Below are 24986 nucleotides of genomic sequence, written 5' to 3'. Positions count from 1 at the left end.
TCTTCTCCTATTTTTATCTATATAAAAATTTGCTTTAATAAATGAAAAGGAGGGTGGCTAATGGCATTAATTAAATTAAATTGTCCAAATTGTAATGGAAAGCTTGAATACAAAGAAGGGCAAGTGATTAAATGTCCTTATTGTGATACAGAGTTATTATTGAAGGAAAATAAAGTTTATTATATTAATCAAACGATTAACAATTATTATGGGGTATCTCCTACTCAACAGACAGCACATACGCCTCAAAAATGGAAAGCTTTACTGTTGTTGATACCAGTGATTATTATCCTGATGTTTTTAGGGTATTTTACGTTGGGGGATACAAAAACAGATAGTGAGCATAAAGTAGAGGTTCGTACAATGCCTGAAAGTGAAGCGCTCCTATTTTTCCTACAGGATATTTTCAATAAAGGGGATGCGCTACCTACTAAAGAAGAAATTTCGACAATCCGCTATTTCTCTGCTCGTAATTTCGATGAGCAGTGGCATTTTGAATATAGTTTTGATGATCCATTTTCAAACGAACAGGCTAAAATTTTTAACTATACAATGATGGATAAGCTGTTAAATAAACAAAGAATCGAGCAAAAGGATTTTGAAGCTTTTACAGGTTTAACGAAGCTAAAGCTAGATAATGAATATGAAATCGAGCAAAGCGAACAAATAAGCTTTGAACATTTAAAAGGTTTAAAAAGCTATTCAACAGCATTCAACGAATCATTTACTAAAGTAGCAGAGTTTATAGGGGATAAATCGAAAATTATAGAGCTTACGACACAGATTCGCAATAATCAAGAGCTTGCTTTACTACTAGACTTTCCGAATTTACAGTCACTAGAAATTACGTATGTCGATGAGTCGGTCATAGATTTTCATTTATTACATCAGCTAAAGTTAAAATCATTTACCATATACGGTGTCGATGATTTTCACTGGTTATCCTCGTTAACGGATTTACAAGCTTTAAACATTATGTATACGGATGCAACAGATTTTAATGCACTATATTCGTTAAGTCGATTGCGTGAATTATGTATAGAGCATGCTAAGAACTTAAAAACAGTGGATTTTCTGCAAAGCATGCCAAATTTACAGTCGCTTTATCTAAATTACACATCAATCACAAATTTAGAGCCTATTAGAAATAAGCAGTCTTTGACGAGGCTAACCTTAGAAAGCCTTCTCGAGTTAGATTCACTTGAAGCTATAGGTTCTTTATCGTCTTTAACAGAGCTGAAAATAACAGGTTATTATAAAGGGATAGTGCCAGAAATTATTGCACAAAATTTAAAGGTGGCAGAATTGGATGAAGCCTTTATTCCTAAATTAAATGCACCAGCATTAAAAGATTTGACTGTTCATCTTTCCTCGGATTTTGATGTAACGCAACTATTGAAATTTCCACAGTTGGAGCAGCTTTCCACAGTGGAGGGCGAGGAATTTATTAATATTCGCTCGTTAAATCAATTACCTAGCTTGCAAACGTTACATGTAAGTGAGGCATATTTTTTCAATGAAACACATGAATTATTTAATTTGCAGCATATAAAAACATTTGATTGCGGAAGCTGTTCTTTTAGCATCAACAGTGAAAAGCCATTTGTAAATAATACATTAGAGCAATTAGTCCTCTACAAGCCATCTTTTAAAATTGATGGAGGGGATTGGTTGAATGATGTGAACAAAATGATGCCTTACTTTAAGAATATGACTGCCTTACATTCATTTACAATGCAGGATAGCACATTGCAATCACTAAGCTTTATGGAAAATTGGCAACAAATTGAGGTGCTTCATTTGGAAAATAACGCTATTTCAAATATTGAGCCTTTAGTAGGTTTAACTAATTTAAAAAAGCTATATATTTTAGGAAATCCAGTGCAAAATAAATCAATGCTCGATAAAGGAGTTGTGTACGAATAACAAGGTTGTTTAAAAGTATGGAAAATTAAGATATAAACTAAGACGAATACAAAAAGGAGGAAGGTCACTGAATAACCCAATAATTAATCTATTTTCATTGATGGAAAGAGCATATTTATTTAGTGAAAATTTACTTTTTTAGTGGTCTTAAAGGCTATTCATATAATTCTAAAATATCTACTAACCTTGTTAACTAAAGAATAGGAAGTAAGGATAAATCAAGATTTACATGATAGTCAGGAAGTATACCATTATGAAAATGACTAATACACTTTTATTAAGAGAAAAGGGTTATTCAAAAGAGGTTGACTTAGGTAGCTTATCTAAGAGTTTTTGTTCACAATAGAATGATAATGCGATAAAGTTAATAATGCGAAATATTGATCAATAGGAGTTGAAAAAATGGTTGTACGCTCTAAAGGGTTACTGGTATTACTAACACTTGTCCTCCTTTTGGTGGGCTGTGGCACAACAGAAGATACGAACAATGAGGATAATACGGTGGTGGATTATGCATCAGAGGTAAAGGAAAATCCAATTGTAACCATTACCATGAACAATGATGAAAAAATTGTGATTGAACTAGAGCCTGCTGTAGCGCCAAATACAGTAGCAAATTTTATCTCTTTAGTAGAAAAGGGATTCTATGATGGACTTATTTTCCATAGAGTTATTCCCGGCTTTATGATTCAAGGTGGTGATCCATTAGGGAATGGTACAGGTGGTCCAGACTATTCGATTGATGGTGAATTTTCATTGAATGGTTTTGAAAATAAACTGCAGCATGAGCGCGGTGTGATTTCAATGGCTCGTTCACAGGATCTAAATTCAGCAGGCTCACAATTCTTTATTATGGTGGAGCAAGAAACACGTCTCGATGGTGAATATGCGGCTTTTGGGAAAGTGATTGAGGGCATGGAAACAGTCGATGCCATTGTTGCGGTTGAGCGAGATGGCGCGGATAAACCTTTAGAAGATCAGCAAATGAAAAAGGTAGAGGTTGATACGAAGGGCTTTGATTATCCGGAGCCAAGAGTTCATAAATAGTTACTAGAATAGTAAGTCGATTTTTGAGCATTCAAAAATCGACTTATTTTTTAAATTTGAGGCTTTGTTGGGATGGAAATTAGCCATAAGAAATCATCCTCTACAATTATTTGAATATCTATCCCAAGAGTGATCAGCTGCTCTGCTTTCAGTTGCTTTGTGCTAGAGCCCCTACGTTTATTACCAAGAATAACGAAATCCGTTTTTGATGTAACGGCTCCTTGTACTATCCCTCCACAAGCATTTATGTGTTTAGTAGCCTTTGAGCGTGTCATTGTAGAAAGCGCACCTGTAAAGACGATATATTTATGATAAAAAGGATGTACAAGGCTTTCGGATAAATCAGAAAGGAAGATAATATCTGAATTTGTCATATGAAAGGCTCCTTGCTAAAAGAAATATGAAAGTGATTTAATTGTAATAATTTGTAATAAAAACCTTTATAAACTAATCTACAAAACTTTGCATTTATGTTACATTAAAATTAAAAATTAATGAGGTACATAAATATGAATTCGCAATTGACTGCTTTTATTACTCTTAGTTGCATATCGGGCGTATTAAATTTGTATTTATGTTTATATGTATTTCTAAAGCGCTATCACTATACAAAAATCGCTCACTTATTTGTTGGCTACACAGCCTTTGTAGCTTTGTACTGCTTTGCTTGTGCTTTTGGTATGATTGCGACAACATTAGGATCTATAAAGTTTTGGACAACTATTTCATATACTGGAATGGCTATTTCGGCTCCTCTAGGCTTATTGTTTATTATGCAATATATAGGCTTTAATATTACCAAGAAAAAGATAGTAATACTTCTTGTAATTCCCTTTATTAGTTTAATCATGGTTGCTACAAATGATATACACCATTTTCATTATAGAGTATTTGAGATTGATCTTGTACGTGGAGTTCCTTATATTCATCAAGAAATTGGTGTATGGTACATCATTCATGGTGTATTTACATTTGCCTGTATGTTTGTAGCATTTTTATTAGTATTAGCCCATTGGAAAGAAACTGTTAAGACGTATCGATGGCAATTAATTGCGCTAATGTGTGGTCAATTTATCCCAATGATCATGGGCTTTGTATATTTAATGGGTTTTACACCTCAAGGAATTGATCCTGTTCCAATGACTTTATGGGTTTCTTCGCTATTGTACTTATGGTCCATTCATTCTTCTCGTTTATTTAGGGTAATGCCGGTTGCCAAAGATGCAATATTTCATAGTATTAATGATGGTGTGATTGTGTTAGATCAATTCTATCGATTAATTGAGTTTAACCAAGCATGTCGAAAAATGTTTCCGCAGTTATCAAAATCTATGTTTGGTATGGATTTTGCTCAAGTATGGTTTATTGTAGCTGGACAATCCATGCCATTTACATTAGAGACGCGCGAGTTTGAGATAACTCTGACAACAGCTGAGCAAACTATCCGTACTTATCAGGTTCGTATTACAGCACTACAGCATGACAAAGGAATATTACTTATTTTTACAGATATTACAGCGCTGAAAAATTTACAAACAATACTAGAGCAACAAGCTTATTATGATGAATTAACCCAGATTTATAACCGTCGTGCATTTTTCAAGCAATGTAATCAAGCTTATCGCGAGGCCATAGAAGCATCAACCGCCTTTACAGTGATTTTAATGGATATTGATTATTTTAAAAAAGTAAATGATACGTATGGTCATGCGATTGGCGATCAAGTCCTTGTCCATGTTGCAAAGGTTTGCCAAAGTCAATTAACAAAGGGAGAGCTTTTTGCGAGGTATGGGGGTGAGGAATTTGTACTTGCGCTTAAAGGTAGTACATTGGCAGAGGGTGAGGCCTTAGCAGAGCAGCTTTGTCACAGTGTAGCATCACAGTCCCTGCACACTACTGAGGGAATGATTACAACTACCATTAGCTGTGGTGTAGCAGAAGTCATACATCCCGAGGAAACATTGTATCAACTTTTAAATAAAGCAGATCAAGCACTTTATTTAGCAAAACGGGCAGGACGGAATCGAGTATATATTTATAAAGAGTAAAAAAAGCTCAACTATACAATCATAACAGGATGATGTATGGTTGAGCTTTCTCTTGATTCAATAAAAGGCTTCAATTGTTACGCAAGCCCCCAAAAATCTAGACATAGACTGTGTACAAAGTAAACATCATTTTGCACAGCCTTTTTCTGCTAAACAAGCGGTGGTCACAATAAATTGTCACCCTTCAGCGCAAAGGTTTGTCCTTAAACAAATTTCTCACTACCAGTTGGTGTGGAAAATGCCTTCTTGGTCACGTCGTTCATACGTGTGAGCACCAAAATAATCGCGCTGTGCCTGTAGCAGATTAGCATTAGATGTTCCAGCTCGATAGCTATCATAATAGGAAAGAGAAGCACTTAAGCATGGTAAGGCAGTGCCTGATAAAATGCCTTCACAAACCATTTTTCTTAATCCATTTTGATAGTCTTTTGTTTTTTGGGCAAAATATGGCGCAATCAATAAATTAGCAAGCGCAGGTTGGCTTTGGTAAGCTTCACTAATTACATTTAAAAATTCTGCACGAATAATACAGCCGCTACGAAAAATAAGCGCAATATCCTTTAATGGCAAGTTCCAGTTATAAAGCTCAGACGTCATTTTATATTGCGTAAACCCTTGGGCATAGGCACAAATTTTCCCCATATATAAGGCTTGTCTTACAGATTCAATCCACATATCTTTGTTTGAGTCATGAAGAAGGTTTTTATTAGGTCCTGCTAAAATCGTTTCTGCATGGACACGCTCCTCCTTTAACGCAGATACATAGCGAGCGAATAGCGCCTCGGTAATAATAGATGTAGGGATGCCGTTATCAATGGATTGCATACTTGTCCATTTGCCTGTTCCTTTTTGACCAGCTTTATCGAGAATCACATCAATTAATGGTAAGCCTGTTATATCATCCTTTTTCCTTAAAATTTCCGCAGTAATTTCGATTAAATAACTTTTTAACTCACCTTGATTCCACGTTTCAAAAGTATCAGCAATTTCCTCAACCGATAGGCCTACATTTTCCCGTAAAAATGTATAGGCTTCTGCAATAAGCTGCATATCTGCATATTCAATACCATTGTGCACCATTTTCACAAAATGCCCTGCACCCTGAGGGCCAATATACGTACAGCAAGGTGTACCATCAGCTTGCGCGGCTATTTTTGTTAAAATAGGAGCAGCTTTTTCGTAAATATCTTGATCGCCACCAGGCATAATCGAAGGACCTGTTAACGCACCAACCTCTCCACCTGAAATACCAATTCCTAAATATCCGATACCTTGTGATTTTAACTCATTGTATCTACGCTCAGTATCTTTATAATGAGAGTTCCCACCATCCATAATAATATCGCCTTTTTCAAGGAGAGGCACTAAGGATTGAATCACCGAATCAATCGCCTTGCCTGCTGTCACCATTAGAAATACTTTACGAGGTTTTTCTAATGATTGTACAAAGTCTTCTAGTACATAGTAGGGCGTAAGCGTTTGTCCTTCGACTTTTTCCAAAAGTTTATCCGTTAAATCCCTTGTATAATTATAGATTGATACATGTTCACCTTTATTGGCCATATTCAGAGCAAGATTACTACCCATAACGCCTAAACCAATAATGCCTATTGTATTTAACATTTTTTTCGCTCCTTTAGTAAATGGTGATGATTGTTAGACAAATAAACTAAGTAATAAAATAAAACCTAGCCCAGCTACGGATACAATTGTTTCTAGTAATGTCCATGTTGCAAATGTTTCCTTCATGCTTAAGCCAAAATATTCTTTAAACATCCAAAAGCCTGCATCATTTACATGTGAGGCAATTAAGCTTCCTGCTCCTGTAGCGAGAACGACCAGAGCAAGGTTAACATCACTTTGACCTAGCATTGGGATAACAAGTCCTGCTGTTGTTAACGCAGCAACTGTAGCAGACCCTAATGAAATACGTAAAATTGCAGCGATCATCCACGCAAGTAAAATAGGTGATAACGTAGTGCCATTAAATAGTTCGGCTACATAGTCACCAACGCCACCATTAATCAGCACTTGTTTGAAGGCGCCACCACCCCCAATAATTAACAGCATCATCCCGATATGCAGGATAGCTGTTGTACAAGATTCCATTACTTGTTTAATTGGAATATTTCTTGCTATCCCCATCGTATAAACTGCAACTAATAAGGAGATTAACATGGCAGTACCAGCCTCTCCAATAAAACGGATAGCTGCTAATAGTGTATTATCCTCAAAGCCTATTGTTTTTTGTAGCAACGTAATAACTGTGGCAATTGACATTAAAATAACAGGTAATAGTGCAGTGAAAACACTGATACCAAAGCTGGGTGTTTCTTCTATTTTAAATGTTTTTTGCTCACCTAAAGATTCAATATTCCCTTCCTTGTTGAAGGATTCAGGCACTAGCTTTTTTGCCACCTTTGTAAAGAGTGGGCCAGCTAAAATAACAGTTGGAATGGCAATAATAAATCCGTAAAGTAATACTTCCCCAATATTCGCTCCAAATTCCCCAGCAATTACGGTAGGGCCTGGATGTGGCGGTAAAAATCCGTGTGTAACAGATAAGGCTGCTGTCATGGGAATACCAAGGTATAAAATCGAAACCTTTAATTCCCTTGAAATCGCAAAGACAATTGGGATTAATAGCACTAGCCCTACTTCAAAGAACAAAGCGATACCAATAATAAATGATGCTGCTACAACAGCCCATTGGATATTCTTTTCCCCAAATTTATTGACAAGTGTCATGGCAATACGCTGGGCACCACCTGCATCAGCAATTAATCGACCTAGCATAGCACCTAAACCAAATATTAATGCCAAGTGACCAAGTGTTCCGCCCAAGCCAGCTTCAATTGTTGGCACAATTTCTGTTAAAGGCATGCCAAGGGCTAAAGCCACGCCAAACGATACGATGATTAATGAAATAAAAGTATTTAGTTTAAAGCCCATGATTAAAATTAGTAGCGCAATAATTCCAATACCAACAATAACTAATGGCATATATGTTCCTCCTCTGAAGCTTATTTATTTAAGTTTCTTTGATAATTGGCAATAGCTGTATAGTCATCTGTTAATAATCGTGATAGACGTATAAAAATAGGCAGTAGCTGTCTATATTCCTTTACAGCTTCTTCTCTTGGTGTATGTTTATACGTATCACCGATCATCTCAGCAACAATTTCAAAGGAATTAATTTTTCCAGTAGCATATAAGCCTAAAATGCAAGCACCTAAACAGGAGCTTTCATAGCTTTCAGGTACGACTACATCTGATTCAAAAATATCTGCCATCATTTGTCGCCAAATTTCAGAGCGTGAGAAGCCTCCTGTTGCTTGAATACGAGTGACAGAGCTTTCCATACATTCAAGTAAAGCTAAATAAACCGTATATAGATTATAAATAACCCCTTCTAGGGCAGCTCGAATCATATGCTCTTTTTTATGGGACATTGTTAAGCCGAAAAATGAACCGCGTACATCTGGATTCCATAAAGGTGCACGCTCTCCTGATAAATATGGATGGAATAATAATCCGTCAGCACCAGGTCTAACACGTTCGGCAATTTTCGTTAATACTTCGTATGGATCAATGCCTAATCTTTTAGCTGTTTCAATTTCAGAAGAAGCAAATTCATCTCGAATCCAGCGGAAAATCATACCACCATTATTGACAGGACCACCAATAACCCAATGATGTTCAGTTAAGGCATAACAGAAAATTCTCCCTTTTACATCTGTTTTTGGTTTATCAATAATTGTACGAATCGCACCACTTGTGCCAATTGTGACAGCAATTTCGCCTTCTTTAATGGCATTTACACCTAAATTGGATAGGACACCATCACTCGCACCAATGATAAAGGGTGTTTGTGGGTTAATGCCAATTTGTTTTGCTAGCTTAGCATTGCAATTGGTAAATTGTTTAGTCGTTGGTACGAGTGTAGATAATTGTGCTTTTGTAATACCTGCAACTGCTAATGCTTCTTCATCCCAATCTAATGTATGAAGATTCATCATGCCCATAGCTGAAGCTAATGAATAATCGACCACATATTGATCGAAAAACTTTTTAAAAATGTATTCTTTAATGCCAATATATTTTTTTGTTTTACTTGCTATTTCAGGGTATTCATTGACAAGCCATGTAATTTTACTTAACGGTGACATTGGATGAATAGGTGTACCTGTTCTTTTATAAATTTCATGTCCATTCCATTCATCTTTAATTTTATGTGCCCATGCTTCGCTACGATTATCTGCCCATGTAATAACAGGCGTTAATGGCTGATCGTCTTCATCTATGGCAATAACACTATGCATAGCACTACTAAAGGAAATAAATAAAAGCGGCTTGTCCGAATGATCTTTTATAATATTTTTAATAGCTTGAAGGACAGCATGAAAAATTTCATCTGGATTTTGCTCAGCTGTTGAAATATCAGGTGTATGAAGCGGATATCCAATATTCTCATGTTGAATTACTTTGCCTTGCTCACTGAATAGAACAGCTTTTGTGCTTGTAGTCCCGATATCGACCCCTAACATATAGCTAGTCATCTTGTGCTTCAACTCCTTTAGATAGCATTTGAGATCTCCATAAATCTTCTACCTTACCTTGGACATCATCGAAGTTTTCATGCAAGGATTTAATCATAAGCTTTCTATCCTTTGTTTTAATAGCATCAATGTATAATTCATGGTTTTTAATAATCCGATCAAAATCTTCATATTTTTCTTTAAAGCGCATCCGCATTGATAGCAGAATAAAACCTTCCATTACTGGCTTTAGGTTATTCCAAATCATGGTGATATAAGAGTGTCCAATGGAGCGAATAATGGCTTCATGGAACAGTATATCCTGATAAGAAAATTCATCAGCGTCATTATATTTTATGGCAACCTTCATCATTTCTAAGGTTTTACTAAGCTCCATGGCTAGGTTAGTTGTATCTATTTTGATAAGGCGTTCAAACACAAATGTTTCAATCAATAAACGCACATCATAAATTTCTTCAATTTCTTTTTCTGACAAGCCTAGTACAACAGCGCCTGTTTTTTCTAAGCGGATAATATTTTCAGATGACAGTGTTCTTAATGCTTCACGGATAGGTGAACGGCTTACTTCAAAATCAGCAGCCAATTTATTTTCAGAAAGAATGGTACCGCTTTCAATTATGCCTGCAATAATCCGCATTCTAAGTTCATATGCGACGCGATCTCCTGTCGAAGCCTTAGAAAGCCATTTTTGTGGATATAAATAGTCCTTAGATTCGCTCATAATATCACCTTTTTTATTTTTAAGTATACTTGTATACAAGTATTATAGCCAAAAAGAAAATAGGATTGCAAGAGTCTTGAAAATTTTTTCAAACTTTTGGTAATGATAATAAATAAAGATTCATCAATATATTTACCCTAAATAATGACTTTTTATGTCTAACCACGAGGAGAATATAAAGCTTTTATTTATAAATTTTCTAGTCATGGATAAACTTTAGGAATGAAAGGTTTATAAAACAAAGGGCTTTATAACCTTTCAAATAATCAATGGAGGATGGTTATGTCAAATATAAAGAACAATCGTAACAGTGCAAAAGTCAATGGGGCGAGAAGTGCAAGCAAAAGCAACCATCATCACCAAAAGCTTCAGCAGGAGGAGTTTGGATCTGAATTTGAGCTTGATAATGTAAATAACTTAGCCCAAATGCGAGAGAAAACAGATACCAAACAACCTGTAAGCGAGCGAACTGCATGGCACTAAGATATATTTGACGGCTATTCAACACATTGAGAGGAGGGGCTAAGGTGTATACCTTAGTTCCTTTTTATAACCTGGGAAATAATGTGTTGTGTTCTTCGGGTTATATTTTTTGAATATTTTATAATACTACATTTAGAACATTTAACTTTTTTAAGAAGGGAAGATGGATAAATTGGCGAAACACTCAGATACAAGTTGGAAGCAGGATCATCCTAGTACATTGTTTAGTAATTCTGTTCAAAAAGCTGATCGTTTGTTAAAGCATGCAAAATCACATCCAGAGGAGATAGCGATAGAGCATGCCTTCAATCAAATAGAGCATGCAGAAAATGCACGTGTCAATGCAGAACAATATGGTGAACATTTAGATACAGTGCAGCAAAACAAAGAATACCTAGCGCAGATTAAGCAGCAATTACATGAAATGAAGAAAAATATAACAGAATAATAAAAAGTAAAAAAGGCTTAAGTCCAAATAGACGGGCTTAAGCCTTTAACGTTTATTGCAAATATTCTTATGTGTAATGACATTATTTTTACATAAATAGGGATTACTATTATGCAGGAACCTCATCTATACTTATAGATGTTTACTATAAAGCTAGAGGAGTGGTCTCTATTGAAATGGATTTCCGAAAATAAGAAGATATTTGTATTTTTAATAATTATCGTAATTATTATTGCTAGTGTACTTGATATTCAATATAAAGGGTTGTTTTATCAGCTTTTGATGAAGTTATTGTAAATGCATGTGGAAAAAGTCGTATTTGCTCTGTGCAAGTACGGCTTTTTGAATGAGATGGATAGCATATTGCAAATGCTTGATAGGTTCTATCAAGTGATGGATAGCATATGACCATTGAAGGTTGACGAAAATTTTTTGTTCTAAAGTGCAACCAATTTTAAAGATTTTCTACTTTAATAAGTAACAGTGAATAAAAGGAGAAGAAATGTATGGAAGATGAAAAAATAGTTGCTCTCTATATCCAACGCTCCCAACAAGCTATTGCGGAAACGAAGGATAAATACGGTGCTTACTGTAAGGTGATAGCAAGAAATATTTTGTCAAGCTATAGAGATATTGAAGAATGTGAAAATGATACATATCTGGCAGCTTGGCATACAATACCCCCAACCATACCGAAAAGACTAGCAGTATTTCTAGGCAAAATTATGCGTAATATAGCACTTGATAGATATAGCTATAATACAGCTAAAAAGAGAAATCCTGAATTTAATATGATATTAGCCGAGCTGGAAGAGTGTATTGCCTCTCCATATACGGTTGAAACAGAGTATGAGGCTGGCGAAATAGCAAAGTATATTAGTCAATTTTTATATACGATAGATCAGCAATCCCGTAATTTATTTATTCATAGGTATTGGTATTCTTATTCCATTGCTGAGTTTGCAATACATTTTCAAATGAGTAGTAGCAAGGTGAAATCTAGATTATTTAGGACTCGTAATAAACTAAGATTTTATTTGGAAGAGGAGGGGGTTCAATTATGAAGAAAGAGGATTTATATAAAGAGATTGGCTTAATTGATGAAGATTTAATTGAAGCGGCTGGTCGAGAGAAAATAAAGAGAACAAATTTACCTAAAAAGTGGATAGCTATAGCTATATGTTTGATGATTATCAGTTCTATTTCCACAGCCTCATTAGCAGCGGTTTACTATAAAAATCAAAATGCGGAGCTTTATATTCGTTATTTAACAACAGAAAATATAGAGTTAATGCCAGTTACACAATATGATGCTGATAAGTTTTTAAAGGCTTTAGATAGTGATAATGACGAGTATATTTATATAGCGATTAATAGGTTAGTTGAAAGCTTTAATAATCAAAAGATGAGAAAGAAGGCACTTACAAAAATTAAGCCTTTTATGCAAGATGATAATGGAAAAATTGCTGATGCGGCGGCTTTTGCAGTGGATATTTTATCACAAAAATTTCAAAGTCCATATGTATATAAATTGGCAGATGATAGTATCATATTTACATTATTTAATAATTATTCGGATTATGGTAGTCAAAATGTTCTTTGGCGTATTAAAGAGAATAGGCTTGAAACCAGTGTTAGCTTTTCAACGCCATCAATGTATATTAAAGAAATCATTCCTTCGCCAGATCGGAATTTAGTCGCAATTGTCACCAATTCTAATAAAAGTGATTTTGTGGAGATACTTAATATTGAAGAAGGGCTGGGAAGTCCTGAATTAATAGAGTCGGCAAGGGTCAAATACGGGGCACAAAAAGAGTTAACTACGTGGATTCGCATGGACCATGAAAGCTATAGCTATGCAGATCATCTTGTATGGAAGAACAATGATACATTAGAATTTAGAGGAAGCCTTTCATATGAAGATACAGCTCTTATTGAAAACGTAGTAGTAAGCTATATAGTGAGTCGTAAGGAATTAACTGTTAAAGAATATGGAGAATAAATATATCTTAATATAATGATATTGTTTTTAAAAAATAATATTACAGAAAAATAAATAGAGGCATCTGACGGAATAGATAAAGATGCTTGGGATGTTTTTAAAAAAATAGAGGGGAATAGTGTTAAAAGATTGATTCAAAATAGCTGTTTCTTGATAAAATTCTTATGAATATGGAGCTAGTTTAGAAACAAGGTGAGCTCCTTGTTTTTATGTTATTATATAGATATAACAACATAAAGAATTGGTTTATATGAAAATGTCAACTATTTAGCTGTCGATAATTTCATAACAGCTAAATTACCTATAAAATAATAGTAGGTTTTTTGCTTGAATTATGAATAGAAAGGCTCGAAAAAAACGGATAAGCCTCATATAAATTGTTGATATTTTATTCTTGAATTAATTGTGATAAACTGCAAGAAGGTAATAATTGATACAGAAATGGTGTGCTCCACGGTTACTCCAAGGCTTACTGTACTTCTAAGCAGGAGAGCTTACATCCTTTCTGCAAATCTTAATATATAAGGAAGGTAAAAATGAGTAACAGACAAATTAAATCAGATGTTATCTTAATTGGTGCCGGAATCATGAGTGCAACTTTGGGAACACTGCTCAAAGAATTAGCACCAGATTGGAAAATTACAGTATTCGAAAAGCTAGAAAAAGCAGGAGAAGAAAGTTCTCATGAGTTGAACAATGCGGGAACTGGACATGCTGCGCTATGTGAGCTGAACTATACTTCTGAGAAAAAAGATGGATCCATTGATATCAAAAAAGCGATTAATGTGAATGAGCAGTTCCAAGTTTCAAAGCAATTTTGGTCGTATCTTGTAAACAATAAGTTGATTGCTAATCCACAAGACTTCATTATGCCTCTACCACACATGAGTTTAGTACAGGGAAAAGAAAATGTTGAATTCCTAAAAAAACGTTATGAAACGATGAAGAAAAATCCATTATTTGAGGGAATGGAATTTTCTGATGATCCTGCAACACTAAAAAATTGGATTCCATTGATTATGGAGAATCGTCCAGCAGATGAAGATATTGCTGCAACGAAAATCGATGCGGGTACAGATGTTAACTTTGGTGCTTTAACACGTATGTTATTTGATCATTTAAAAACACAAGATGTCGATATTAACTACAATCATAGTGTTGAAAGCTTAAAACAAAATAGTGATGGTTCATGGGAAGTACATGTTCACGATTTAGATGGTTGTAAAATGGAATACCATACAGCGAAATTTGTTTTCCTTGGCGCTGGCGGAGGAAGCCTTGAATTACTACAAAAATCAGGTATTCCTGAAGGAAAACATATCGGTGGATTCCCTATTAGTGGTCTATTTTTAGCATGTAAAAATCAAGAGGTTGCTAATCAGCACCATGCAAAAGTATATGGAAAAGCAAAAGTTGGTGCGCCACCAATGTCTGTTCCACATCTCGATACACGCTATATTGATAATAAAAAATCATTATTATTTGGACCATTCGCAGGTTTCTCACCAAAATTCTTAAAAACAGGTTCAAATATGGATTTATTTGCTTCTGTAAAACCGCATAATATTGCAACATTACTAGCGGCAGGCGTTAAAGAAATGGCATTAACGAAATATTTAATCCAACAGCTTATGCTATCAAAAGAGCAACGCATGGAAGAATTACGTGAATTTATTCCAAATGCAAAAAGTGATGATTGGGACATTATTGTCGCTGGTCAACGTGTACAAGTTATTAAAGATACAGAAGCAGGCGGTAAAGGAACACTTCAATTTGGTACAGAGGTTGTAAGTGCTGCTGATGGCTCAATTGCAGCGTTACTGGGAGCTTCACCAGGTGCGTCTACGGCTGTACATGTTATGCTTGAGGTTATTAATAAATGCTTCCCACAACAAATAAAAGAATGGGAACCAAAAATTAAAGAAATGATTCCATCTTACGGTTTATCTTTAGCGGAAAACCCAGAGCTTTTAAAAGAAGTAAATGAAACTACAGATCAAGCACTTCAGTTAAAATAAAGGTAACTTATGTAAGCGTTTCTATATGGAACCTTCAATCATCTAAAGATTGAGGGTTCCATTTTTATTTGATGGAAAATAGCTTATATTATTATATATATTAAAATACTCTGTAAAATATACCATTTATTTAAAAGGAGGACCCAATGAAAGATATCCTTATAAAGTACATGGATAAATATACAACCCTTAGTGAAGAACAGAAGTTAGCTATTGTAAATGAAATACAAATTGAGGAAGTTAAAAAAGGAACAATACTTCTTCAACAAGGAGATATTCCAACAAAATGCTACTTTGTCTTACAAGGCTGTATTCGACAATATTCTTTAGATGAGGCAGGAAAAGAGGTAACCTCCAATTTTTATACAGAGGAGCAGGCTATTACAAGCTTTCAGCATCATAAGCAGGATAAAGCATCTTCTTATACTTTTGTTTGCTTAGAAGACTGTATAGTGGTTGTAGGTGACCTTATTGTTGAAGAACAGATGTACAACAAATATACACAGCTTGCAATCATGACCCGTAAAATGATTGAGCATAATTTTGGCGAGATGCAAGATGAATTAGCAACTTTTATTGCATTATCACCAGAAGAACGCTATAAAGCATTCATCAAGAAAAGACCTTCGTTAATCAATCGTGTTCCTCAGCATCAATTGGCAAGCTACCTTGGCATTACCCCTGAATTATTAAGCAGGATTAAAAAGCGTCTTAATAACCATTTTTAATGATTTTTCCACCTTTAACTACTAGCCATATACCAAAGCTAATTTCCCCTAGAAGCATCGGAATGCTTAAAATAGCTTGGAAAATGGCTATCGTCTTTTCAAATTGCAGGAAAAACGTCAACAATGTATGCATGATAATATAGCTTAAGCCAGCTAGTAATAATAAAAAGCTTATCATTTTAGGTATGGTAGAAGACTGCATTGTAATATAGCCTACAACCATTAAATGCCCTCCGAAAATAATCAATCCCATATCCCAAATTACTTGAAATCCATTCAAAAACAACATCGCTTGCTCTTCGACATTTAACAATGGAGCGGAATTGCTTGTTAAAAGTAGCACAAGGATTAAATGAGCAATAGCGATAGCCAAAATAGCTGTATATATAAGACGAAGCCAAGCTGCAAGAAGTGCAAGTTGCTTGTGTATCGGCTTCAAAAAAATGAAAAATGCCCAAGCAACAATAATATCTGCAATTAAAATAATAAGCCAAGAGAAAATCTCAGCTTTGAAAAGAGTGGAGGACGACTTTAGATTAGCAAAAGTATCATAGGCATTTCCGTTAACTACAAGACTTTGATGAGCATAGCCATAGGAAAAAAATGCAGCCGCAGCCATGATAATCAAAAATATTCCTCCAATAAAAGCGGATTTCCTTTGAGAGGAAAGCTTTTGTGTAGTGATGTGCATTGCAAATATAGCCCCTTTCTATATGTTTACTTTTATTTTAAGAGAAAGTATTGTGCAGAGGCATTAACTTAAATCAAGAGAGTTATTTAATTGACTAAATTACCTGAAAGCAGTATGTTTTCTATACTATTTGTAAATGCAGGAAAGGGGCTATTTATTTGATGATTAAGCTACAAGATATTGGAACGTTTCCTCAGTTACCGAAAATCGCCATGCATATCTATAATGGTGATATTTCTGCTTTACAAAATGCACTGGATAATGGTTGGAGTATTGAAGGGGCTATTCCATTAAGTAAGCACACATCATTAAGTCCATTAGATTTAGCGTTGATTTCACAACAATTTGATGTAGTAAAACTATTGGTAGCGCATAATGTGAATCTGAATGTTGAAAAGAACCCTGCTTTCTTAAAGGCTGTTCGATATTGTAAGGAAAGGATAGTCCGCTATATTGTTGAGCATGGGGCAAAATTAGATGGAGATAATCAGGTTGGATCTGGAGCCTATTCGCAAGCGTACTATGGGAATAAAGGGAATATTCCACTTATCCACGAACTGGGGCTTGATATTCGACAGCATGGGGGAGCGCTATTGCGTCAGGCTGTATCAAATTATGATATGAAAATAGTTTCATATTTACTTGTGCAAGGGGTAAATATTAATTATCAACAGTCAGATATGGTCTATCCTTATGGCGCCACACCATTAACCGTTGCCACACGTATGGGTAATTTAGACATGGTAAAATATTTGGTTGAACAGGGAGCAGATATTACGTTAGCAGAGAAAGATGGAGAAAGAGCTTATACAATTGCGGTAGGTATGAAAAATAAAGAGTTAGCGGATTATCTGAAAGCACTTGAGCCTATAGAACTTCATACAATAGAGCACAAAAAAGAGGCATTAAAAAAATACAAACTACCAGATGAATTGGTTGAGTTTCTAACAGGAGATCAATTGCATCTTAAGCTTGCCCCAAATGATTATGACATTCAGTATATTGAGTTTTTTAAACTCACTGACACAATTGAGATGAAAATTGGTCGTCAAAAACTTCTCCGACTTTCAGCATCTGTCGGTAATTATTCTGATATAGAAATTGTTTGGAATCCAAAGGGAAAGATCGGATGCTATGATGTGGAGCATGAGGAATATGCTGATTTATGTAGTTTTAAAGAGTTCCTTGCTAAACCGGAAAAATATCTTATTCATTTTCTTGAAGGGGAGCTTTAGCAATGTTGCTTAAAATGCCCCTTTTTGAGGATGAGCTTGATTCGCGTATCATTAAAGGTATATTTATAGACGATATAAAAGCTAAATAAAAGCGTTAAAATATCTATTTCTTTAACGCTTTTATTTATCGCTCTATCCCCGAAGCTTTGATATACAGAATACGATAGAACGTTTGATGTATATGGCACAAAAGAGCAGAAATATAGCTACTAGGAGTGCTAGAGGAATGCTGAACACAACAGGAATATCTATGTTATACCCGATACTCATTTTAATTTGCTCCAATCCCAATGTTCGTAAAAAACCAGCGAGTACGGATAATGCAGCACTTAAGAGTAATCCAACATAAAGAACGGCCAATACAATAAGAGCTAGTGAGCAAAAAAAAGCTTGTAGCATTTTTAGGAATGTCATTCTTTTTCTCTCCGAATAATGTGATGCACTACTGCGTTTGAAGCGATTGAATACTCATCTGTATAATAAAGCCTCTCAATTAAACAATTTTCTCCTACTATAACTACTTCACCTTCAACAATCGCAGCACTTGTATAAGATAGTTTTAACTGTTTTCCACTGATCGTGTGACAAATTAACCTTTTCTTAAATAAGGGAATAAGTGTTACTTTATCCTTTTCTATCACCACGTTTTCAGCCAGTAGCCTGTCAATTTTACTTTCTCCTGATAATTTCAAATGAAAATGATTAGTCACTAATTCTGCGGCTTTCACTATGCCAAGAGCCTCGAAACGTTCACTCTGTAATTTTCCTTCAATCATTAATTTCCCAGAACTATTGATCTTTTGGACACAACCATCGCTTATTTTAATGTTACCTGCATTTGTCAGTTCATCGATTTCACAATAATCCTTTAATGTACATGAGCCTGTACTATTAAATACCTGTACAATAGTAGGAAAATAAAAGGAGCTATGACCATGTGTAGACACCTTTTTCATGCGAACTTCTTGATGCAACGCTACAGCTCCTCGAATATTTAATTGCTCATACTCAACATCTAAATGTTTAATACGGCCATTTGTAAGTGTTAGCGTACGCAGTTGTTGAAACATAAAATTCACCTCAATTTAATTTAATTAATATATATTTTAATAATTAAAATATATATTAATTAAATTATAGGTAACTCCTCTTTGTCAATAATAAAAATATTGCTTAAAATTGAAGCAATAAAAAAAGGATTTCAATTTGTTGAAATCCTAAAAAATTTTATTCATTAATTGATTGACTTCACGTAAGATGCTTGCCATATCTGTGAGTTTATCCTGAGAAAACTTTAAAAAAATATTTTGGACCTTTTTGTCACCAGCATTTGTTAAAGCCATTTTGACGACACGACGATCATTATTTTCTCTAATGCGTTGTATCAGCTCTAATTTTTCCAGTTTATCGCACATGGAGGTCACAGCTCCAGGAGTGACACTGAAGAATTCAGCAATTTCGGTTGCCTTCATCCCATTATTTATTTTTAGCTGTAGAAGCAAAATTAATTGGTTTTGTGATAACGCTTCTCCTTCAGATAAAAGATCTACAAACATTTTCGACTTCTGCTGTATTTCCAGCATTTCCTTCATAATAATTTCTACATGGTTTAGATTTTCTGCCATATAATCACGTCCGTTAAAATATTTAATAATTAAATTATATAGCAATTAAATAAATGATACCAAGTGTAGAAGTACTTCAAGAAATATTTACTTTTTAAAAGTCGTATGCATCCATTCGAAAAACCTCTCTTTTTCCTCGAATTGGGGGTAGTGAGCAGATTGTTCATATGCTATGAATTCTTTTTTCGTGGCAACCAGTTGGTCGAAGTACTTTTTAGCACTATTCGATGATGTTTGATAATCATAGTTCCCCATTACAAAATAGAAGGGAAGGACTAGTGAATTGACTTTAGCTGAAAGTGGGTGCTGTAGGACATCTTTCACTAATACTTCTTGGGATAAGGATAAACCCTTGTTATAGCGAATAATATCCAGCAAATTATATTCTGTACTAAAAAGCATCCCTAACATATTTCCATCAGGATTATCAATGAGTCTTGTAGCCCCTCCATATTTGCTCACTAAATGACGAGGCGTAAATGTTTTACCATTACTGGTTTCTTCCATTAATCTTTGTAAATGTACAACATCCTCTGTGTTATTCTTAAGTTGAGCCTGTTTGATCGTAAAGTGTAAACTGTCCATCTCACTTTCAATGGTATTACTCATTTGTCCAATCCCTACATAGGCCTCATATTTTTCAGGAGCTTTAGCAGCTGCTTGTGTGGCAATGTATGTACCGTAGGAATGACCAATTAAGATGATTTTTTCTTTATTTAGCTGATTAGCAATATAGTCAGTCAGTGCTAATAAATCCTCCACAAGCAAATCAGATGAAAGATTTGAGTAGTCCTCAAAAAAATGATAGGACTTCCCACTAGCTCGTTGATCATAATTTACCACTGTAAATTCAGTTTCCAATAAATCTTGATATTTTTTAGCGTAGGGTATTTCAGAGCAACCAGGCCCACCATGAACAAAGATGATAACGGGATTATTCTTGTTATGACCGCGGATCATAATTTCATGGTCACTACCGTTGATTTCTACCTGTTCTAGCGTACTGATGCTGTTTATGTCTTTTATAGATGATGTCCATGTTGGAAATATAAGTGCCAATAAAAGTAAGGAGGTTATGATCAAGACAAGATATTTAATGAACTTTTTAAATGTTTTCATAGCATACCTTCTTTACATGCGTTTCATAAAAGTAGCATGATACATTCTTCTTTTATACACATAAAAGTACATACTTAGAGGCCACCATAACGTAACAAAAATAGGGTAGACTGCCCATATAACACCTGGTGAAGAAACAACATTGACTATAATGAAAAAGATACTAATCAGCAATGTAGCTGTAACGGAGAATGCTACAAAAGTTTTTCGTTGTGCATGATATAAAGCTAGAGGCCACCATAACACTAAAAATGCAGGATAAATCACCCAAGGATATTGAGGAGACACAATCATATTTAATAAAGAATAATAAATAATTGTGGATACACAGCCAATTAGTGCTACCTGTAATGTTTTAGCTTTTTCATCTAAGTACATCAGGATTGGCCACCAAATAATCGGATAAATGGCATAAGCAAACCAGAGATGATGTGGCGCATATAAATAGTTTTCTACGATAAGAAATGCGATAATTATCGCACTACAAACGAGTGAATATTGTTTGTACATTTTTTTTACCATAAAAATTAACGTAATTGGCCATAGCAATAGCAATAAACAGGGATAAATAAGCCATAATGTTTGAGGAGAGGTAATGAAATTGACGATGCCTAAAAAAATAATGGTCATTAAACTTCCTGCTATTGAAAAGTTAATGAGGTTTTTCATAGTTATTCACTCCATTTCTTGCGTGACCATACGAAATACATAGATAGTGGCCACCAAAGGATTGCAAAGATTGGATAGATCGCCCAAATTGTGTGTGGTGTGTAATACAGGTTCATAAAAATAAAAACTGCAATAATTAGACCGCTGCCCCAAATAGAAAACTCCAAATTTAATTTTGCCATGCTTTTTTTTGTAGGCTCTTTAACACCAAGCTCCTTTTTTAAATCCTCCATATCGCCAAACTCTACAATAGCTTTGTTAATGGCATCCTCTTGTTCTCTTCCTTGCTCCATCAAATAAAATACTTTTTCTTCAAGATTTTCGATGATTTCTTGTTTGACCATTTCAATTTCATGGTTATGAGGAATATCCTTAAAAAGCTCATCAATATGGTTTTTTATTCTTTTCATTCTAAGCCCTCCATAAATAAGTCGATAATTTCTTTTACTGCCGACCACTCTTTTACTAATTCACTTAAATAGGCTTTACCTAATGGAGTAATACGGTAATACTTTCTTTTGCCACCATGAGAAACATCTCCATAGTAAGCTTCAATAATTTCTTTTTTCTCAAGTCGCTGGAAAACTGCATACAACGTTGCTTCCTTAATTTGAAAGCGATTATTTGTACGGAGACTTATTTCCTGAGAAATTTCGTAGCCATAGCGGTCCTTTTCTGAAATTAGCCGTAAAATAATTGCATCCAAGTGTCCTCGAATAATATCGCTTCGAACCATAAGTCACCTACTTTAGTTTATTGCTCTATCTGTCAGAGTAATATTAGCAAACATTACTCTACCTGTCAAAGTAATTTATTTTTATGGAAAGGGAAATGAGCCACTGCGGAAATCAACACATTTATTCTTTTTGATTGTATACTAGTAATAAGAATAGAATGAGATGTAAAGGTAGGAGAACCAAATGTTGAATAGACTTAAATTAGGAATACGCTCCAAGATTACATTAGGTTATATCGTTATAATCCTTTGCTTACTTGCAGCAATTATTATATTAAATCATCAAATTACCTCTTTACAGGAAGAAAGAAATTATATTATTAAATATGATGCAAAAGTTCAGGAGCTTACGAATAATATTGAGAAATATATATTAGATATGGAATCAAGTCAGCGAGCCTTTATTATTACGGGTGAACCAAGTTACCTTGAGCCTTATGATAATGCGGCTAAAAGTTGGAAAACTGATTTTAATGATCTTTATCTCCAATTAAAAGAGAAACCAGCTCAGCGGGAAAAATTAAAAGAGATAGAGGAGACGATTGAGCATTGGATTGAAACTTCAGGTAATCCAACGATTCAATTTACCAAGGATAATGATACAGCAGCACTAAATGAATTTTTTAAAGTAGATAATGGACGTCAAGACATAGAAAAAATGCGTAATTTATTTGAGTCTTTTCGCTCGGCTGAAAATGATTATACACAGGCTAAAGCTCATCAATTAGATAAGAAAAATAGTCAGTTAACGAGTGGTTTATTTGGCATTTTAATCGTTATTTCTACTATTTCTATTATTATAGCTAATGGAATTTCCCACTCGATTGTGAAGACGATCACAGAAGTAATGCAAACAATCCAAGAAATTGCAGTGACAAAGGGTAATTTCAAGAGAAGAATACATGTTAAGACGAACGATGAAGTGAATGAGCTTGCAGATGCCACAAATCTATTACTAGAGTCTGTTGAAAAAAGAGAATGGCTACAAACAAATATTGCTGATATTGTGAAGAAATATCAGGGTATTTCAGCGATTACAGGATTGGCTGAGACCTTTCTATCAGAGGTGGCACAAAAAACAGAAGCTTCTCTTGGTGCATTTTATGTCCGAGAGGAGACAGAGGACCAGATACTATTTGTGAAAAAGGCTGCTTTTGCTGATGGGGATGATCGCGTTGGGATAAATAGCTTTAAAATAGGGCAGGGGTTAATTGGCCAATGTGCTTTAGAAAAAAGGATATTATTTTATGATAATATACCACAAGACTATCGTTTAATTCGAACAGGTTTGGCAGAAGTGAAGCCTCAAAATATTTTACTGGTTCCAATTATCTTTGAAGACGAAGTGATTGCAGTTGTTGAACTGGCAACAATGACTGGCTTTAATGATTTACAGCAGAAATTGGTGAAGCAGGTGATTGAAAACTTTGGATTAACGATTAATAGTGTCTTAGGACGTATGGAAATAGTGCGTTTATTGAACGAATCGAGAGCAATGACAGAGGAATTACAAGTTCAATCAGAGGAGCTTCAAACACAGTCTGAGGAATTACAAATGCAGACAGAGGAGCTAACAATCATTAATGAACAGCTTGAGGAACGCACAAAAGAGGCAGAGTCAAAATCAAGAGAACTAGAAAAGGCGAAGAAGGAATTAGAGGAAACCGCAGAACAGCTTATCTTAAATTCCAATTATAAATCTGAGTTTTTAGCCAATATGTCACATGAATTAAGAACACCTTTAAATAGTATTTTAATTTTATCGGAAATGTTAGCAGAAAATAGCCACAACAATTTAACAGATGAGGAAGCAGAATTTGCTAAGGTTATTCATTCTTCTGGTGAGGATCTACTTGCACTAATTAATGATATTTTGGATTTATCGAAGGTGGAGGCAGGAAAGCTCGATATTATTTTTGATGAAGTAAATATGCATGAGATACCTATACAAATGGAACATACCTTTACACCTGTTGCGACAAAGAAAAATTTAGCTTTCCAAATTTTGAAAGCAGATGATGTTGTGGATATATTTTATACAGATGAAAAAAGATTTCATCAAATATTAAAGAATTTATTATCAAATGCCTTTAAGTTTACCGAGAGAGGCTCAGTAACCTTAACGATTCAGCAGCTTACACAGCAGCAGTTAACAAGTAATATGCAAGAGGTTAGTGCTGATTGGCTAGAAATTACAGTATCAGATACGGGTATAGGCATCCCGAAGAACAAGCATCAACTTATCTTTGAATCGTTCCAACAAGCAGACGGGGCTACTGTTCGGAAATATGGTGGCACAGGATTAGGCTTATCTATTTGTAAGGAGTTTGCTAAATTACTTGGTGGTTGGATTACACTCCAAAGTGAAGAGGGGCAAGGTAGTAGCTTTACATTAACGATTCCGAGCCTACCAAATGGTATCGAGGAGGAGCAATGCCAGAAGCTTGCTATGAATGAGGTTGCGGTTACAGCAGAGGAAGTTATGTTAATAGAGGAACAGCCACAAGAAAAAGAAAAGGTTTCTCAACATGAGGTAGAGGTCTTTCAAGGGAAAAATATTTTAATCGTAGACGATGATAACCGTAATATTTATGCGTTAAAAACGACTCTCGAAAAAAGAGGTATGAACATTCTTGTTGCCAAAGATGGACTCGAATGTATAGAAATTATGCAGGCTAATCATAATGTTGACCTCATTCTTATGGACATTATGATGCCAATTATGGATGGCTATGAGGCAATGTCCATTATTCGACAGCAAATGAAACAAATAGATTTACCAATTATCGCATTGACTGCAAAGGCGATGAAAAATGATCGTGATAAAGCATTGCAGGCTGGTGCATCTGATTATATTAGTAAGCCATTAAATTTAGATCAATTATTATCAGTTTTAAGAGTATGGCTAGTATCTAAAGGGAGTTAAGACAC

At 34.8% G+C, this 24986-nt stretch carries 23 protein-coding genes; 11 read left to right on the top strand and 12 right to left on the bottom strand.

Annotation, left to right across the window (positions count from 1 at the left end):
• Positions 1 to 60: 60 nt before the first annotated feature.
• Together MHB44_RS22945 and MHB44_RS22940 are read left to right on the top strand one after the other, a co-directional pair.
• A complete protein-coding gene (locus MHB44_RS22945) occupies positions 61 to 1926 on the top strand; it encodes a leucine-rich repeat domain-containing protein (protein ID WP_341301033.1) in 1866 nt (621 codons plus the stop codon).
• Between the two features lie 402 nt (positions 1927 to 2328).
• On the top strand, positions 2329 to 2973 hold the full coding sequence (locus tag MHB44_RS22940) for a peptidylprolyl isomerase (RefSeq protein ID WP_341301032.1): 645 nt from the start codon (positions 2329 to 2331) through the stop codon (positions 2971 to 2973).
• A gap of 50 nt (positions 2974 to 3023) precedes the next feature.
• Here MHB44_RS22940 and MHB44_RS22935 read toward each other — a convergent pair whose 3' ends face one another.
• A complete protein-coding gene (locus MHB44_RS22935) occupies positions 3024 to 3347 on the bottom strand; it encodes a BRCT domain-containing protein (RefSeq protein ID WP_341301031.1) in 324 nt (107 codons plus the stop codon).
• Positions 3348 to 3482: 135 nt separating this feature from the next.
• Here MHB44_RS22935 and MHB44_RS22930 point away from each other — a divergent pair, with 135 nt between their 5' ends.
• Positions 3483 to 5021: a diguanylate cyclase gene (locus MHB44_RS22930; RefSeq protein ID WP_341301030.1), complete on the top strand. Its 1539-nt coding sequence runs from the start codon at positions 3483 to 3485 to the stop codon at positions 5019 to 5021.
• A gap of 219 nt (positions 5022 to 5240) precedes the next feature.
• Here the strand turns inward: MHB44_RS22930 and gnd are convergent, their stop codons facing one another.
• Genes gnd through MHB44_RS22910 form a run of 4 tightly spaced genes read right to left on the bottom strand, consistent with a single transcriptional unit; the run spans position 5241 to position 10301 of the window.
• Positions 5241 to 6644 carry a decarboxylating NADP(+)-dependent phosphogluconate dehydrogenase gene (gnd, locus tag MHB44_RS22925; protein WP_341301029.1) on the bottom strand — a complete coding sequence of 468 codons (1404 nt, stop codon included), beginning with the start codon at positions 6642 to 6644 and terminating at the stop codon, positions 5241 to 5243.
• A gap of 33 nt (positions 6645 to 6677) precedes the next feature.
• Entirely contained in the window at positions 6678 to 8024 is a 1347-nt protein-coding gene (locus MHB44_RS22920) for a GntP family permease (protein WP_341301028.1), read from the bottom strand.
• Between the two features lie 20 nt (positions 8025 to 8044).
• Positions 8045 to 9580: a gluconokinase gene (gene gntK, locus MHB44_RS22915; protein WP_341301027.1), complete on the bottom strand. Its 1536-nt coding sequence runs from the start codon at positions 9578 to 9580 to the stop codon at positions 8045 to 8047.
• Positions 9573 to 10301 carry a GntR family transcriptional regulator gene (locus tag MHB44_RS22910; protein ID WP_053997141.1) on the bottom strand — a complete coding sequence of 243 codons (729 nt, stop codon included), beginning with the start codon at positions 10299 to 10301 and terminating at the stop codon, positions 9573 to 9575. The genes gntK and MHB44_RS22910 overlap by 8 nt, the downstream gene beginning before the upstream one ends.
• Positions 10302 to 10583: 282 nt before the next feature.
• Between MHB44_RS22910 and MHB44_RS22905 the strand changes: the two genes are divergently transcribed.
• The 6 genes from MHB44_RS22905 (at position 10584) to MHB44_RS22880 (ending at position 15980) form a co-directional block, all read left to right on the top strand.
• Entirely contained in the window at positions 10584 to 10784 is a 201-nt protein-coding gene (locus MHB44_RS22905; protein WP_341301026.1) for a hypothetical protein, read from the top strand.
• A 172-nt stretch (positions 10785 to 10956) separates the two neighbouring features.
• Positions 10957 to 11232, top strand: a complete 276-nt coding sequence (locus tag MHB44_RS22900; RefSeq protein WP_341301025.1) for a hypothetical protein — start codon at positions 10957 to 10959, stop codon at positions 11230 to 11232.
• Positions 11233 to 11738: 506 nt separating this feature from the next.
• Positions 11739 to 12296 carry an RNA polymerase sigma factor gene (locus MHB44_RS22895; RefSeq protein ID WP_341301024.1) on the top strand — a complete coding sequence of 186 codons (558 nt, stop codon included), beginning with the start codon at positions 11739 to 11741 and terminating at the stop codon, positions 12294 to 12296.
• Positions 12293 to 13234: a hypothetical protein gene (locus MHB44_RS22890; protein ID WP_341301023.1), complete on the top strand. Its 942-nt coding sequence runs from the start codon at positions 12293 to 12295 to the stop codon at positions 13232 to 13234. The genes MHB44_RS22895 and MHB44_RS22890 overlap by 4 nt, the downstream gene beginning before the upstream one ends.
• A 536-nt stretch (positions 13235 to 13770) precedes the next feature.
• Positions 13771 to 15252: a malate:quinone oxidoreductase gene (locus tag MHB44_RS22885; RefSeq protein ID WP_341301022.1), complete on the top strand. Its 1482-nt coding sequence runs from the start codon at positions 13771 to 13773 to the stop codon at positions 15250 to 15252.
• Positions 15253 to 15398: 146 nt separating this feature from the next.
• Positions 15399 to 15980, top strand: coding sequence for a Crp/Fnr family transcriptional regulator (locus MHB44_RS22880; RefSeq protein ID WP_341301021.1), 582 nt, complete (start codon positions 15399 to 15401; stop codon positions 15978 to 15980).
• On the opposite strand, the gene MHB44_RS22875 is transcribed toward MHB44_RS22880, so the two are convergent.
• On the bottom strand, positions 15964 to 16608 hold the full coding sequence (locus MHB44_RS22875) for a DUF4386 domain-containing protein (protein WP_327037055.1): 645 nt from the start codon (positions 16606 to 16608) through the stop codon (positions 15964 to 15966). The two genes, MHB44_RS22880 and MHB44_RS22875, sit on opposite strands and share 17 nt — an antisense overlap.
• A gap of 224 nt (positions 16609 to 16832) precedes the next feature.
• Between MHB44_RS22875 and MHB44_RS22870 the strand changes: the two genes are divergently transcribed.
• Entirely contained in the window at positions 16833 to 17906 is a 1074-nt protein-coding gene (locus MHB44_RS22870) for an ankyrin repeat domain-containing protein (RefSeq protein ID WP_341303030.1), read from the top strand.
• 410 nt (positions 17907 to 18316) lie between these two features.
• On the opposite strand, the gene MHB44_RS22865 is transcribed toward MHB44_RS22870, so the two are convergent.
• The 6 genes from MHB44_RS22865 to MHB44_RS22840 form a co-directional block, all read right to left on the bottom strand.
• A complete protein-coding gene (locus tag MHB44_RS22865) occupies positions 18317 to 18976 on the bottom strand; it encodes a hypothetical protein (protein ID WP_341301020.1) in 660 nt (219 codons plus the stop codon).
• A 147-nt stretch (positions 18977 to 19123) separates the two neighbouring features.
• Entirely contained in the window at positions 19124 to 19531 is a 408-nt protein-coding gene (locus MHB44_RS22860; protein WP_341301019.1) for a MarR family transcriptional regulator, read from the bottom strand.
• An 87-nt stretch (positions 19532 to 19618) separates the two neighbouring features.
• Positions 19619 to 20650 (bottom strand): alpha/beta fold hydrolase, encoded by a 1032-nt coding sequence (locus MHB44_RS22855; RefSeq protein WP_341301018.1) that lies wholly within the window; start codon positions 20648 to 20650, stop codon positions 19619 to 19621.
• 12 nt (positions 20651 to 20662) lie between these two features.
• The gene (locus tag MHB44_RS22850; protein ID WP_341301017.1) at positions 20663 to 21319 is read right to left on the bottom strand and encodes a hypothetical protein; all 657 of its coding nucleotides are present in this window, start codon (positions 21317 to 21319) and stop codon (positions 20663 to 20665) included.
• 2 nt (positions 21320 to 21321) lie between these two features.
• Positions 21322 to 21729: a permease prefix domain 1-containing protein gene (locus tag MHB44_RS22845; RefSeq protein ID WP_341301016.1), complete on the bottom strand. Its 408-nt coding sequence runs from the start codon at positions 21727 to 21729 to the stop codon at positions 21322 to 21324.
• Entirely contained in the window at positions 21726 to 22055 is a 330-nt protein-coding gene (locus tag MHB44_RS22840) for a PadR family transcriptional regulator (protein WP_341301015.1), read from the bottom strand. The genes MHB44_RS22845 and MHB44_RS22840 overlap by 4 nt, the downstream gene beginning before the upstream one ends.
• 184 nt (positions 22056 to 22239) lie before the next feature.
• Here MHB44_RS22840 and MHB44_RS22835 point away from each other — a divergent pair, with 184 nt between their 5' ends.
• Positions 22240 to 24981, top strand: a complete 2742-nt coding sequence (locus tag MHB44_RS22835) for an ATP-binding protein (RefSeq protein ID WP_341301014.1) — start codon at positions 22240 to 22242, stop codon at positions 24979 to 24981.
• Positions 24982 to 24986: the final 5 nt, after the last annotated feature.

The organism is Lysinibacillus sp. FSL H8-0500, from assembly GCF_038051955.1.
Taxonomy (GTDB): domain Bacteria; phylum Bacillota; class Bacilli; order Bacillales_A; family Planococcaceae; genus Lysinibacillus; species Lysinibacillus macroides.
The sequence above is the reverse complement of the archived record's forward strand: the minus strand, read 5'-3'. Positions and strand labels throughout refer to the sequence as shown.